The 12,640-nt window shown below is 67.5% G+C and carries 14 protein-coding genes; 6 read left to right on the top strand and 8 right to left on the bottom strand.

Annotated features, from left to right (window positions below; genetic code table 11):
• Positions 1 to 82: 82 nt before the first annotated feature.
• The 4 genes from EV662_RS17260 to EV662_RS17245 form a co-directional block, all read right to left on the bottom strand.
• On the bottom strand, positions 83 to 868 hold the full coding sequence (locus EV662_RS17260) for a DUF4198 domain-containing protein (protein ID WP_132465394.1): 786 nt from the start codon (positions 866 to 868) through the stop codon (positions 83 to 85).
• 11 nt (positions 869 to 879) lie between these two features.
• Positions 880 to 1,200, bottom strand: a complete 321-nt coding sequence (locus tag EV662_RS17255; protein ID WP_132465391.1) for a hypothetical protein — start codon at positions 1,198 to 1,200, stop codon at positions 880 to 882.
• 263 nt (positions 1,201 to 1,463) lie between these two features.
• The gene (locus EV662_RS17250; RefSeq protein ID WP_132465388.1) at positions 1,464 to 2,804 is read right to left on the bottom strand and encodes a ferredoxin reductase family protein; all 1,341 of its coding nucleotides are present in this window, start codon (positions 2,802 to 2,804) and stop codon (positions 1,464 to 1,466) included.
• 71 nt (positions 2,805 to 2,875) lie between these two features.
• Positions 2,876 to 3,424 (bottom strand): EF-hand domain-containing protein, encoded by a 549-nt coding sequence (locus EV662_RS17245; RefSeq protein ID WP_165915644.1) that lies wholly within the window; start codon positions 3,422 to 3,424, stop codon positions 2,876 to 2,878.
• Positions 3,425 to 3,657: 233 nt separating this feature from the next.
• Between EV662_RS17245 and EV662_RS17240 the strand changes: the two genes are divergently transcribed.
• A complete protein-coding gene (locus tag EV662_RS17240) occupies positions 3,658 to 4,371 on the top strand; it encodes a response regulator (RefSeq protein WP_132465382.1) in 714 nt (237 codons plus the stop codon).
• Entirely contained in the window at positions 4,368 to 5,702 is a 1,335-nt protein-coding gene (locus tag EV662_RS17235) for an ATP-binding protein (protein WP_165915643.1), read from the top strand. The genes EV662_RS17240 and EV662_RS17235 overlap by 4 nt, the downstream gene beginning before the upstream one ends.
• A gap of 61 nt (positions 5,703 to 5,763) precedes the next feature.
• Here EV662_RS17235 and EV662_RS17230 read toward each other — a convergent pair whose 3' ends face one another.
• Both EV662_RS17230 and EV662_RS17225 read right to left on the bottom strand, forming a co-directional pair.
• Positions 5,764 to 6,375: a ferric reductase-like transmembrane domain-containing protein gene (locus EV662_RS17230; RefSeq protein WP_132465376.1), complete on the bottom strand. Its 612-nt coding sequence runs from the start codon at positions 6,373 to 6,375 to the stop codon at positions 5,764 to 5,766.
• A 20-nt stretch (positions 6,376 to 6,395) separates the two neighbouring features.
• Positions 6,396 to 6,884: a peptidase associated/transthyretin-like domain-containing protein gene (locus EV662_RS17225; protein ID WP_132465373.1), complete on the bottom strand. Its 489-nt coding sequence runs from the start codon at positions 6,882 to 6,884 to the stop codon at positions 6,396 to 6,398.
• A gap of 379 nt (positions 6,885 to 7,263) precedes the next feature.
• Here EV662_RS17225 and EV662_RS17220 point away from each other — a divergent pair, with 379 nt between their 5' ends.
• Genes EV662_RS17220 through EV662_RS17205 form a run of 4 tightly spaced genes read left to right on the top strand, consistent with a single transcriptional unit; the run spans position 7,264 to position 9,791 of the window.
• The gene (locus EV662_RS17220; RefSeq protein ID WP_132465370.1) at positions 7,264 to 7,551 is read left to right on the top strand and encodes an ArsR/SmtB family transcription factor; all 288 of its coding nucleotides are present in this window, start codon (positions 7,264 to 7,266) and stop codon (positions 7,549 to 7,551) included.
• The gene (locus EV662_RS17215) at positions 7,548 to 8,597 is read left to right on the top strand and encodes a permease (protein WP_132465367.1); all 1,050 of its coding nucleotides are present in this window, start codon (positions 7,548 to 7,550) and stop codon (positions 8,595 to 8,597) included. Before EV662_RS17220 ends, EV662_RS17215 begins: the two co-directional genes overlap by 4 nt.
• Positions 8,598 to 8,646: 49 nt before the next feature.
• Complete coding sequence (locus tag EV662_RS17210; RefSeq protein WP_132465364.1) at positions 8,647 to 8,883, top strand: thioredoxin family protein; 237 nt, start codon at positions 8,647 to 8,649, stop codon at positions 8,881 to 8,883.
• Entirely contained in the window at positions 8,880 to 9,791 is a 912-nt protein-coding gene (locus tag EV662_RS17205) for an MBL fold metallo-hydrolase (protein WP_132465361.1), read from the top strand. The genes EV662_RS17210 and EV662_RS17205 overlap by 4 nt, the downstream gene beginning before the upstream one ends.
• Positions 9,792 to 9,853: 62 nt before the next feature.
• Here the strand turns inward: EV662_RS17205 and EV662_RS17200 are convergent, their stop codons facing one another.
• Positions 9,854 to 11,224 (bottom strand): SLC13 family permease, encoded by a 1,371-nt coding sequence (locus EV662_RS17200; protein WP_132465358.1) that lies wholly within the window; start codon positions 11,222 to 11,224, stop codon positions 9,854 to 9,856.
• A gap of 762 nt (positions 11,225 to 11,986) precedes the next feature.
• Positions 11,987 to 12,640: 5,6-dimethylbenzimidazole synthase (bluB, locus tag EV662_RS17195; RefSeq protein WP_132465355.1), on the bottom strand; the 654-nt coding region annotated here is incomplete at its 5' end.

Genomic DNA, 12,640 nt, shown 5'->3' with positions numbered 1-12,640 from the left:
GTTCCCGTCGCTTGGGCGGGACCGCGCGTTTTAGCGGTCCCGCCGGCTCCTGCAATCCTGACTCGTCCAGTCAGATATCGCGTCAATCCAGGTCGTAAGCCTTGATCCAGATCACGGCATCCTGGCTCAGTTCCTTGCCCTCATGTTCGGTGGCCGGCCCCGCGCCCAGCGCGGCAAAGCCCCAATGGCCCGCGCGCGGGATACCGAAGGTGAAGACGCCGTTTTCATCGGTGATGGCCACGATGGCGCCCCCCGGCACCGGCCCCACCGTCGCCTCGCCTACGGCGTTCGTCTCCATGTCCGGTTCCGCGGCGATATACTCGATCTCGATCTCGGCGCCCGCCACCGGCGCGCCCTGTGACAGCAACCGGCCGGAAAAGGTCGATCCCGCGATCACGTTTGTCGGCTTGTTCAGCGGCACGATTTCCGTCGGCAGGCCCAACGGTTCGTTCCAGCCGGACGGGATCCCGCCCTTGTTGAAAAAGACCTTGGTAATCTGCTGGATGTAGATGTCCTCGGATTCTTCGTAATAGGGGGCGGGCACCAGTCCGACGATGTAGTCGCCATTGCGCTTGACCGGCAGGGCCGCCTCGAAGGCTGCCGCCCCGTTCTGCGCGCCCGTGAAGGTGATCGGGGCAAGGGTTTCGCCGATATCGATCTTTTCGCCCTTGAAGACGTAGAACAGCTCCAGCGGCTTGCCCATGTCCATGGCATGCCCGTTTTCCATCGGGTGCCAGAAGATCAGCCTGAGCGGCACGTCGCCGGGCCGTTCGAGATTGGGCTCGGGGTTGTAGATCAACTGGAAATGGGCACAGGCCGGCGCAGCTGCGAGAGCCGCCAGCGCGGCGGAAAAAAGCAGGGGCTTCATCGGCGCGCTCCTCAGTAGATTTCGTCTGCGGGAATCGTGATCTCGTGGCCCTCGCCGGCATCGAACAGGACGCTGAAGACGCCAGCGGGACGCGCGAAGGTGAATTCGCTGTTCTCGTCCATCTTGGCCTCGACCAGCACGTTACCGTCGCCGTCGATGACCGCCAGACGCACGCCGGCGGCCGATGCGCCATCGGAAAATCCGCCCTCGCACAGAATCGTTCCGTCGCCGTTGTCGTAACATGCGCAAAGCGGCGTATGTGCCATCGCCGCGCCCGCAATCCCAAGCGCAACCACAGCGCCCGCCAGGAAAATCCTTGTGTTCAAGGTCATGGTATCCTCGTTTTTTCTGGGGCAGCAAAGCAGCTGCCGATCCGGTTTTCCAAGAACCCCTGGCGGCGGCTTGGGGTACCTACCTAAGTCAGAAAACCTTACCTTAGTATTTTTATCAAGAACCTGGCCTGCGACATTCCGTCCGCCTGCGAGCCTGTTCCGAAAGGGCAAGGCGGCGTTGGCGCTGCCCTGCCTCTCGCCGGAGGACAGAGGCGCGCCGTGTTCTATCGGCGCGCCTTTTCATGGTGGTGGGGCGGCGCAGGTCAGCGCATGTTGAACAGTTCCTGGTGGAAATCTGCGGGGCGCAGGCCGTTGGCGCGCAGATCCTCGCGCAGCGCCTGGCCGAAGGCCGCCGGGCCGCAGAACCACACGCTGGCCTCGGCCCAGTCGGGCACCATGGCGCGCAGGCGTGCGCCGGTCAACGGGCCGTCCGTGCCGTCGCGCATCAGGTGCAGGTTCACCCCCGCCGCCGCGGCATCCTTTTCCAGCAGCGCCTGCGCCTCGGGGGCGATCTCGGGCACGCAATGGATCAGGTCGACCCGCGTGCCATCGGGCCGGGCGGCCAGGTGTTGCAGCCGGGCGAGGAAGGGCGTGATGCCGATGCCCGCACCGATCCAGATCTGGCGTTTCTTGCTGTCCTCGAAGGTGAAGCGGCCATAGGGGCCTTCGACGGTGACATCGTCCCCGATCCGCAGCGTGTCGGGCAGGCGCGAGGTGTAGTCGCCCAGGGCCTTGCTGATGATGGTCAGCGATGTGCTGCCCCTGGTCCAGGCCGAGGCGATGGTGAAGGGATGCGCACCCTCTTTCGCATCGAAGGTGACGAAGGCGAACTGCCCCGCCTCATGCCCCGGCCAGGCTTCGTCCATGGCGATCTCGGTCTCGGTGATCTGCATCGAGGGGATCTGGCGCAACGCGGCGATGCGGCCCGCGACCTGGCGGCGGCGGCCGATCTGCCGCGTCAGGGCGAGCGCCGCCGAGGCGACGCCGCCGGCCATCAACAGACCCGTGACGAGGCCCACCGGCTGCGTCCAGGCGTCGAAATCGATCAGCACGACGGCGTGAAAGACCAGCACCAGATAGGCGATGGCCACCAGCGTATGGGTCGCGGCGAACAGCCTGTAGGGCAGACGCTTGATCAGCGCCGCGGCGATCAGCGCCACGGCCCCGTAGAACGCCCATTCGCCCAGCATCTCGGCGGTGCCGCGCTGGCTTCTCAGGAAGGCCTCGACCGCCCCAAGATCGGCGCCCGCGCCGCCATGCCCGCCCCGTTCGGGCCGCGCCATCAGGCCCCAGGACACCGCCCATTTCGGGCCGTTGACCGAGACCCAGTGAACGACCGCGGTCACCAGCGCGGCGATGCCCAGCCACTTGTGCAGGCGATAGGATTTGTCCAGCCCGTTCAGCCAGCGTTCCAGCCACGGCGTGCGCGTGGCCAGGATCATCGCGACGCTCATCGCGCCGATGGCAAGATAGCCGGAATAGTCCACCAGCAAGTGGCGGATGGCCATGAAATTCGGGGCTTGCGGCAGCGGCAGACTGGCCGCGATCCAGAGGGCGCTGATCCCCAGCATCAGGGCCCAGAAGGTGGTGTTGATTGTCTTCATCTCGGTGGTCCTTGGGCGATTGGCGCCGGATCGAAAATGGACGGGGCGGCGCAGGGCCGCCCCGTGACATCTCAGTTGTCGGTTTGCGGGGCGGCGGGTGCCGGCGCGGGCCGCGCCGGCGTCAGCGTCAGGACACCATCGCCGTCCCGGTCCATCCGTTCGACGATGCGGGACACCCGGGTGTCGATCTCCTTGGCCACGATCTGCCCGTCGCCATCGGCGTCAAGCGCCTGGAACGCGTCGACCATGCGCGCGCGGGTCAGCGCGCGGTAAAGCGTGTCGAACTCTTCGATCGACAGCGCGCCGTCGCCCGAGCTGTCCGCCGCGGCCAGTTGCGCCGCGCGATAGGTGTCGATCTCGGCCCGGGTCACGCGGCCGTCGCCATCGGCATCGACGGCCTCGAAGACGGTGCGGACCATCTCGCCGCCAAAGGCACCGCGCGGGCCGCGTGCGCCCCGGTCGCCGCGCTGGCCATGATCGCCGCCACGGAAATCGGCGCGCATCACCTTGGCGTCCCTGTCGCCGAAGAAGGGCATGCCTTGCGCGGTGGCCACGGCGGCGGTGCCGCCGACCAGGGCCAGCGTCAGGAGACCTGCGGGAACGAGTTTCGATTTGGTCATGGTGTCATCCTTTCTTGTGTCCGTAAGGCCGTTCGGCCCTCGATGACCCCGATATGGACGACCCCTCGCCGGAATGTGTGTCAGCGCCGGCGCCGGTTTGTCGCGAATTGTCGTAACGCCGGGCGCGACGACAATTCGCGACATTTCTTTTTGCCGGCACGGGATGGAGAGGCTGGGAAACCCCGCCTACTCCCCCCTATTCTATGGAAAAGCTGAAAGGCCCGACCCCGCGGATGTCCCAAGGTGACCCACAGATCCTGATCGTCGACGATGCCCGCGACATACGCGAGCCTCTGGGCCAATACCTGCGCAAGCAGGGGCTGCGGACGCAGCTTGCGGCGAATGCGGGCGAGGCGCGGCGGGTTCTGGAGGACGGCACGCCCGCGCTGGTGGTGCTGGACATCATGATGCCGGGCGAGGACGGGCTGAGCCTGTGCCGCTGGCTGGTCGCGCGCGGCGGCCCGCCGGTGATCCTGTTGACCGCGATGGCGGACGAGACCGACCGCATCGTGGGCCTGGAGCTGGGCGCCGACGACTACGTGGTCAAACCCTTCAACCCGCGCGAGTTGCTGGCGCGCATCCGCGCGGTTCTGCGCCGGGTGCCGGAACCCGCGACGCTTATCGCCTCGGGCATCCGCAGGTTCGGGCCGTGGCACCACGATCCCGACCTTCAGCAGGTGCAGCACGATGACGGGCGCACGGTGTCGCTGACCTCGGGCGAAAGCCGCCTGCTGGGCATCCTGCTGGATCACCCGCATACCGTGCTCAGCCGCGACCGCCTGCTGGACCTGACGGCGGGGCGCGATGCCAAGGCCTATGACCGGGCGATCGACAACACCGTCAGCCGCCTGCGCCGCAAGGTCGAGGCCGACCCCAAGGCGCCCCGGCTGATCGTCACCGAATGGGGCGGCGGCTATCGCCTGGCCGTCGACGTGGAGGACACATGACCCTGCGCCTGCCCCTCGACGGCCTTGCCGCCCGGTTTTCCATCCTTCTGGCGGCGGCCTTGATCGCGGCGAACCTCGTCGCGGCGGCCCTGCTGTATGCGGATCGGGCGCGGCAGGACAGTGCCGCGCTGATCGAGCGCGAGGTGGAACGCATCGTCTCGCTTGTCCCCGCCATCGAGGCCGCGCCCGCCGATCGCCGGGTTCAGGCGGCGCGGGCGGCTTCGACCCGGCGGACCCGGGTCTCCGTCGACCCGGCCCCCATCGTCGAGGCAGGCCATAGCGGCCCGCGTTCCGCGTCCCTGACCCGCGCGCTGCGCGACGCCCTGGGCGACCGCGAGGTGCGCGCCGAACTGGTGGTCCGGCATCGCGAGGACGGGGCGCGCAGCGGCGAGGCGGTGGCGCTGTCGATCCGGCTGGGCGGCGATGCCGGCGGTTTGCAATGGCTGAACTCCATTTCGCGCGGCGATCACAGGGGGCCGCCCGGAATTCCGTCCGAGGTCCTGTTGCTGGTGCTTGGAACCTCCTTGGTGTCGGTTCTGGGCGTCGCGCTGTTGCTGGTTCGGCGTCTGACACGCCCCCTCAACGCGCTGGCCGCGGCCGCGCGCGCCGCCGGACAGGGCGACCGCGGCGTGCATGTCCCCGAAGCCGGACCGCGCGAGTTGCGCGACGCCGCCGCCGCCTTCAACGAGATGCAGGGCCGCATCGCCCGGTTCGACGCCGAGCGGATGCGCACGCTGGCCGCAGTCGGGCATGATCTGCGCACGCCCATCACCAGCCTGCGGATCCGTGCCGAGATGCTGGACGAGGATGAGGCAGCCCCGATGATCCGCACCCTGGACGAGATGACCGTCATGGCCGACGGGCTGGTCCAGTATGCGCGCGGGGCCGGCGATGGCGAGGAACAGACGCGGGTCGATCTGCCCGCGCTGCTGGACCGGTTGTGCCACGAGCGGGGCGCCAAGCTGACGCGTGCGGAGGCGGTGCAGGTGCCCGGCCGCGCCGTCGCACTGGGCCGCGCCTTCGGCAATGTCATCGACAACGCCATCCGCTATGGCGGGGCCGCCGGTGTGCGCGTTGAACGCGAGGGAACCGCGGCCCGCGTGATCGTGGAGGACGACGGCCCCGGCATCCCCGAAGGCCGGCTCTCGGACGTTCTGGAACCCTTCGTCCGGGGCGAGGAAAGCCGCAGCGGAGAGACTGGGGGCGCGGGCCTGGGGCTGGCCATCGCGCGCAACATCATCGCATCGCATGGCGGCGAACTGTGTCTTGAAAACCGGGCTGAGGGCGGACTGCGCGTCACCCTACGCCTGCCTGCGACCAAGGCGACCTAGCGATCGAGGCGGCTTCCTTTGCGGGGCGCTTTCGAATGCCCTCTGCCGTGGTGGCCGGCTTTCACCGGTTCGCGTTTGCCCCGGACGACCAGACCCGCAGATCGACCAGGGCCTTCGCCGTCGCCGCGACGACCAGCATGCAAAGCCCCGCCTTGGACAGCGTTTCCATGGTGCCCTCGATCAGAAGGGCATGCGCCACGCTGCCGATCACGACCACCACCGCCAGCGAGGTATGCGCGAGCCGCCAGGTCCGCCAGCGCAGACGCACCCGGCGCCGGCCCGCGGCCAGCAGCGCCGCGGCGAAAAGTGCCCACATGGCGATCACGCCCCAGGCGGAAAAGGGTGTGGGCGATGTGAACGTCAGCGCGTCGACCACGTCCGGCGGGCTGGTGATCCACAACCCCGAGACATGGACAACGATGGCCGCGACCAATGCGCCGCCGGTCCAGCGATGGACGCGCCGCCCCCGCAGCGCAGCAAGGCCCGGCAAGTATCCGACGGCCAGAAGCGGCTGAAACAGCAACAGCCCCATCGCGACGATCCCGGCAAAGCCGGCGGCGACGTAGACCGGGTCGCGCCATGCCAGCAGGGGGCTGGTCGCCGCCGCCGCGATCGGCACGGCCAGCGCGGCGGTGAAACCGCCCCAGATCAGGGCCATGCGCAGCCGGCGCATTCGCGCCTCCCTCACCCCGATCACGCCGGCTGAAGGACGAAATGCGCCTCCAGACTGGTGTCTTTCGAACTGGCCATCACCGGGCGCAGGAAGACCGTCTTGAAGTCGCCGCTGTCATAGGCAAGGTGCCCATGGGCCTGTCCGAAGGCAGGAACGATCTGCGGCATCTCCAGGCGGAAAACGCCGTTCTCGTCGGTCAGCGTGGCGCCGTGGCTGTGCCAGTCGCGTTCATGCCCCTCGGTCGTGTGCGCCCAGATCTGGATGCGCTGACCGGCCAGCGGCGCCCCATCGCCCGCGCGGCGCACGGTGCCCGACATCCAGAAACCGCCACCGCCGATCCGCTTCACGATGGGTGCGCCGGGGCGATAGTTGTTCGACCCGCCGCGCATCGTGGGGGTCGGTGAAACCCCCTGCGCCCTGGCCGGAACCCGCAGGCCCGATGCACCGGTCACCAAGGCCGCACCGCTGGCGGCCAGCAGGGTTCGGCGATTGAACAGGACGGCAGTCATGTCGGTCTCTCCCGGTAGGCGCGTAGAACACGGTCGCTGAGACAACCGTTCCCAGATAAAATAGCGCATGTGGGTCGTTCCCCCAACCGAGGGCGCCGAAGCGCGAGGTAAATTGTCCCCACGGGGCCGTGAAGGAACGCAGCCCGGGCCGCGTTCGGCGCGCAGGCGGTACGGGGCGTTTCGGCGGCACGGCACGACAAGCGGTTTCGACAGGGCCGATGCGCCCCTGCGCACCTTGCGCGGCGGGGTCATGTCCGAGGCGGATTTCCCCTTTTCACAGGCCGGCCAGCGGCGCGCGATATCGGCCCGAAGGCTTGGAAGAGACCTTCAGGAAAATGAAGAATTGCGCATATGCGCCATCAAGCATATACATAACGCCATGCAGGATATTCTGACAGCCATTTCCGACCCGACCCGCCGTGCCGCGCTTGCCCTTGTCTGGGACGGCGGCGAGCATTGCGTCTGCGAGTTGATGGCCCGCCTCGACGCGAGCCAAAGCCGGATGTCGCGGCACATGAAGGTGCTGCGGCAGGCCGGTCTGGTGCTGGACCGGCGCGACGCGCAATGGGTGCGGTATCGCCGCAACCCCGATCTTGCGCCGGAACTGGTCGCGGTGATCGACGCGGTATTGGCGGCGGAACGCAGCGTGGCGGAGAAGGTCGCATGACGGCCGAGACGCACCCGCCCCGCGGCCGTCCGGACTGGGTATGGTATGCCGGGCTGCCGGCGGCGGCAGGCGCGTGGTGGCTGCTTTATTCCCAGCTTGTGGGCTTTTCGGAATGGGCGACGTCGCTTTTCCCGGTGGCGCGCGACAGCCACACCGGCGAGGCCCTCGCCTTTTTCATCTACGACGTGCCCAAGGTTCTGTTGTTGCTGACGGCGATCGTCTTTGTCACCGGGGTGTTGCGCAGCTGGTTCAGCCCGGAAAAGACCCGCGCCATTCTCGCCGGCAAGCGCGAGATCGCGGGCTATCCCCTGGCCGCCCTGCTGGGCGTGTTCACGCCGTTCTGCTCGTGCTCGTCGGTGCCGCTTTTCATCGGGTTCGTCTCGGCGGGGATCCCGCTGGGGGTGACCTTTTCGTTCCTGATCGCGGGGCCGATGGTGGGGCCGGTGGGGCTGGGCCTGCTTTACGGGCTTGTCGGCTGGCAGATCGCTACGGTCTATCTTGTCTTCGGCTTTGCCATCGCCACGGTCGCGGGTTTCATGCTGGGGCGCATGGGACTGGAACGCTACCTGCAGGACTGGGTGCGCGAGCTGAACGCGGGCCCGGTGGGCGATATTCCCGAAGAACGGCTGACCCTGGCCGACCGGTTCAGGATCGGCGCCGAACAGGTGCGCGAGATCGTCGGCAAGGTCTGGATCTGGGTGCTGGTCGGCATCGGCATCGGTGCCCTGATCCACGGCTATGTGCCCGAGGCGATGATGCTGCGGATCATGGGCGGCGAGGCGTGGTGGTCGGTGCCTGCGGCCGTCGCGGTGGGCGTTCCGATGTACACCAACGCGGCCGGCGTGATCCCGATCGTCGAGGCGCTTTTGGGCAAGGGCGCCGCACTTGGCACGACGCTGGCCTTCATGATGTCGGTGATCGCGCTGTCGCTGCCCGAAATGATCATCCTAAAGCAGGTGCTGACCTACCGGCTGATCGGTATTTTCCTCGCGGTGGTATCGCTGGGCATCCTGGCCACCGGCTTTCTGTTCAACCTCATCCTCTGATCATCCTGTGATCCGCCCGGGCCACGGGCCCCATTCCAAGGAGAACGCCATGAAAACCGTCAAGGTCTACGGCCCCGGCTGCAAACGATGCGAGGCCACCGCGGCCATGGTCAAGGACGCCGCATCCCGGCTTGGCGTCGAGGTCTCGGTCGAAAAGATCACCGACGCCAAATCCATCGCGATGGCGGGTGTCATGTCCACGCCGGGCGTCGCGGTGGATGGCAAGCTTGTCCATGCCGGCGGACTGCCCGACACAGCCAAGCTGGAAAGCTGGCTGACCGCATGATCCGCATTCTGGTCATCGCCTTGGCGTGCGCCGTTCCCGACCTTGCATCGGCACAGCGGCTTGAAATCCAGCCCGTCGCCGAGGGTGTCTGGGCGATCGTCGGCGAAACGGCACAGCGCAGCCCCGAAAACCTGGGCAACAACGCGACCTTCGGCCTGGTGACGACACCGGAGGGGGCGGTTCTGATCGATCCGGGCGGCTCGTGGAAGGGGGCGGCGGCGCTGCATGATGCGATCCGCACGGTGACCGAACAGCCGGTGGTCTATGTCATCGACACCGGCGGCCAGGATCACCGCTGGCTTGGCAATGGCTATTGGCAGGCGCAGGGCGCAACGGTGATCGCAAGCGCCGCCGCGGTCGAAGACCAGGCCGCGCGCGGGTCGATGCAGATGACGGCGCTGGCCGGGTTTCTGGGCGATGCGCTTGCCGGGACGGAGCCTGCCTTTGCCGATATCACCTTCGCGGATCGCTACACGCTCGCCCTTGGCGGGCTGAGCCTCGAAATCGTGCACGTCGGTCCGGCGCATACACCCGGCGACAGTTTCGTCTGGATGCCCCGGGCGCGGACCGTCTTTACCGGCGATATCGTCTATATCGGCCGGTTGCTGGGAATCGGTCCGCAAAGCTCGGTCGCGGGCTGGCCGCTTGCCTTTGAAGCGGTCGCGGCCCTCGACCCCGCCCATGTCATCCCCGGTCACGGGCCGGCCACCACGCTCGACCGGGCGCGGGCCGAGACTTTCGATTACCTGACGAACCTGCGCGAAAAGATCGGTGCCCTGATCGAAGAGGGCGGCGATATCATGGATGCGCCGAGTGTCGACCAGTCGGCCTTTTCGCATCTCGAACAGTTCGACAGCCTTGCCGGCCGCAATGCCCAGTCCGCCTTCGAACAGATGGAATGGGAATAGGCGCGGGCACACCGTTCCGCCCCCAGAACAGGCGATCGCACCGCAGCGCAAGGCCCCCTGCCCTAAATCCAGCCCAGCGCCTTCCACCACAGGAAATCCAGCGGCAGCAGGAAAACGACGGTCAGCACGGCCAGCGCCAGCGTCGTGCGGACCAGCGCGCGGACCGGTTCCTTGGCCAGCCCCATCGCCACGATCAGCGGCGCGGCCTGGTAGGGAAACACCACCGTGGAAAAGCCGACCACCTGCGTCATGACGACCGCATACGGGGAAAACCCGGTCGCCGCGGCCAAATCTTGGGCCAAAGGCGTCATCACCGCGGGCACCCCGGGCTGGGTGGTGACAAGCGCGGTCGCACCGCTCAGCCCCGAAAGGGCCAGGAAATTGAAGAAATCGCGCCCCGGCGCCAATGGAAGCCCCTGCAGCAAGAGCCCGGCGAGTTTCTCGCCCAGTCCCGACGAGCCGACCACCGACCCCAGGGCCAGCGCCCCGGCGACGAAGATCATCGTGCCGAAATCCACCGCCTCGCGGAACGCAGGCGGCGAGACGTAACCGATTTGCGGCAGCAGCAGAACGATGGCCAGAACCATCCCGACCCAGGCGGGACTAACCCCGTGCAGCTTGTCCGTGGACCACAGGACAAGCGTGACCAGCAGCAACACCATCAGCACCGTTTGGCGCCGGGTCCCCGCGCTTGCCGCGGTCGCGGCCTGCGCCGGGGCGACTTCTGCCGGGAAAAGCCGAAGGATCAGCCAGACCGCCACGCCCGCCTTGGCGAGGCCAAGGACCGGAAAATGCAGCAGAAGGTAATCGGCATAGCTCGGCTGCAGGTCGAGAAGCCGATCGGCCGCGCCCGCCAGCACCATGTTGGGAATGTTCGCGGGCAGCACCGCGAAGCCCGGTAGGTTCGAGGCCAGCGCGACGGCCAGCGCAACCCCGATCCGGCCGTTCGACCCGCGCCCGAATCCCAGCGCCTCGGCCAGGGCCAGCCCGACCGGCACCATCACCATCGCCCGCCCCATGGACGAGGGCATCAGAAAGGCCAGCACCACGCCAAGCCCCATCATCCCCGCGATCAGCCCCGCATAGCTGCGCGACAGGTGCGGGGCGACCGCCGCGCCCAGCCGCGCGCCCAGCCCCGACCCGGTGATCGCCGCGCCGATGACGAAACCCGACATCACCAGCCACATCGCCGCCGAGGAAAACCCCGAAAACACCGTCTCGGGCCCGGCCAGCCCGCCCACCAGAAGCGCGGCGAAGAAGATCAGCGTGGCAAGGTATGGCGGCACAAGGCCCGTCCCCCACAGCCCCAGCGTGACCAGCACCACCGCCAGCGTCAGCGCCTGGTCGTGCGCCAGGCCCGCCGGCGCCGTCAGTGCGATCCCCGCCGAAAGTGCGAAAATCAGCCCGAAAAGCATCAGGGAGCCATGGCGCATCGCGTATCCTTTCCGGTAATCGGCGGCGCCGGGATAGCGCGTCCCGCGGCCGCGTGGAACACCGACATTATCCCGGTTCCCGTCGCATCCCCGCCGGATCGAGCGAATTTCCCCGCCGCACCTGGCGGTTTCGTTGGGCACCCTTTGGACCAAGACAGAAATCGCACGCAAGTTTCATGCCCCAAGACCACGCGGTGCGCCCAGAATTATGCGCCTTCGGAGGGCCTTCTCGACTTGGGGCACCCTGTGCCTTGCAGCGCGGTCGCCTGCACGGCGGTGCACCTTCTGGCACGCGCGGGCCATGACGGCTCGCGCACGGTGTTCGAATGACACCACCTGCCGAAACGCTCGGGCACCGGCGGCACCGATGTTCGAATGAACGGCAAGGGCCACCGGAAAGATCGCGATTACGCCGAGACCCAGGTTCGCGGACAAACCCCGGGTTTTGTCGTCCATAGTGCCGCAAAAACAGCCACATCCGCCCGAAGGTTAGCGAAGGCATCGCCTCAAGGCGGTCGGTTTCTTCGTCGATCTGCCGAAACCTGCGGTCCTTGACCTGCCCCAAGATCAAAGGGTTGAAGGACGCTTCCCTTTGGTGACGCGCATTTCAAGAGGGCTGCACGCCATGTTCGGCGGCTTTCCAGGCACCGGGCGCTCTCCCGTCCCGGCATTTAGCCCCACACGATGCGCCAGAGGTCGATGCTGTCTCCAAAGCCGCCGTAAAGGCGGCGGCGGGGTGGACCGACCCGCCGCCGCGGCTTTTTATGCGCCTTTCTTCCAGGTCTCGTCCATGACCAGCGACTCCAGCGGCAGGCGCTGGCGCCAGCCCTTCAGGGCAAGTTCGGGGGCGGCGTAGAACGCGTCGACGAAACCGACACACAGGTAGGCGACGATCGCCACGTGGTCTGGCAACGCCAGGATCGCGCGCAGGTCGGGTTCGTTGTAGATGCTGACCCAGCCCACGCCGACGCCCTCGGCACGCGCGGCAAGCCACAGGTTCTGCACCGCGCAGACCGAGGAATACAGGTCCATCTCGGGGTTGTGGGTGCGTCCCAGGACCACCGGCCCGCAGCGGTCGCGGTCGCAGGTCACCACGATATTCAGCGGTGCCTTCAGGATGCCTTCCAGCTTGAGCGCGCGATAGGTGCTGCGGGTTTCCTCGGGAAACATCGCCTCGGCCTCGGCATTGGCGGCCTGAAACGCGCGGTGCACCGCGCGGCGGCGTTCGATATCGCGGACCAGGATGAAGTTCCAGGGCTGCATGAACCCAACCGAAGGCGCGTGATGGGCCGCGTCCAGAATGCGCCAGAGAACGTCGTCGGGGATCGGATCGGGGCGGAACTCGTCGCGGACGTCGCGGCGGCTGCGGATCAATTCGTGGATCGTGTCCCGTTCCTCGGGGGTGAAACGGCGCGC

It is taken from the genome of Rhodovulum marinum, from assembly GCF_004343075.1.
Lineage (GTDB): Bacteria > Pseudomonadota > Alphaproteobacteria > Rhodobacterales > Rhodobacteraceae > Rhodovulum > Rhodovulum marinum.
This window is presented reverse-complemented; position numbering and strand designations above follow the sequence as displayed.

Excerpts from the sequence above, each read along its gene's own strand:
- EV662_RS17255 (WP_132465391.1), bottom strand. The coding sequence starts at position 1,200 with ATGACCTTGAACACAAGGATTTTCCTGGCGGGCGCTGTGGTTGCGCTT.
- EV662_RS17230 (WP_132465376.1), bottom strand. The coding sequence starts at position 6,375 with ATGCGCCGGCTGCGCATGGCCCTGATCTGGGGCGGTTTCACCGCCGCG.
- EV662_RS17210 (WP_132465364.1), top strand. The coding sequence starts at position 8,647 with ATGAAAACCGTCAAGGTCTACGGCCCCGGCTGCAAACGATGCGAGGCC.
- EV662_RS17235 (WP_165915643.1), top strand. The coding sequence starts at position 4,368 with ATGACCCTGCGCCTGCCCCTCGACGGCCTTGCCGCCCGGTTTTCCATC.
- EV662_RS17240 (WP_132465382.1), top strand. The coding sequence starts at position 3,658 with ATGTCCCAAGGTGACCCACAGATCCTGATCGTCGACGATGCCCGCGAC.
- EV662_RS17260 (WP_132465394.1), bottom strand. The coding sequence starts at position 868 with ATGAAGCCCCTGCTTTTTTCCGCCGCGCTGGCGGCTCTCGCAGCTGCG.
- EV662_RS17245 (WP_165915644.1), bottom strand. The coding sequence starts at position 3,424 with ATGACCAAATCGAAACTCGTTCCCGCAGGTCTCCTGACGCTGGCCCTG.
- EV662_RS17215 (WP_132465367.1), top strand. The coding sequence starts at position 7,548 with ATGACGGCCGAGACGCACCCGCCCCGCGGCCGTCCGGACTGGGTATGG.
- EV662_RS17220 (WP_132465370.1), top strand. The coding sequence starts at position 7,264 with ATGCAGGATATTCTGACAGCCATTTCCGACCCGACCCGCCGTGCCGCG.
- EV662_RS17200 (WP_132465358.1), bottom strand. The coding sequence starts at position 11,224 with ATGCGCCATGGCTCCCTGATGCTTTTCGGGCTGATTTTCGCACTTTCG.
- EV662_RS17250 (WP_132465388.1), bottom strand. The coding sequence starts at position 2,804 with ATGAAGACAATCAACACCACCTTCTGGGCCCTGATGCTGGGGATCAGC.
- EV662_RS17205 (WP_132465361.1), top strand. The coding sequence starts at position 8,880 with ATGATCCGCATTCTGGTCATCGCCTTGGCGTGCGCCGTTCCCGACCTT.
- EV662_RS17225 (WP_132465373.1), bottom strand. The coding sequence starts at position 6,884 with ATGACTGCCGTCCTGTTCAATCGCCGAACCCTGCTGGCCGCCAGCGGT.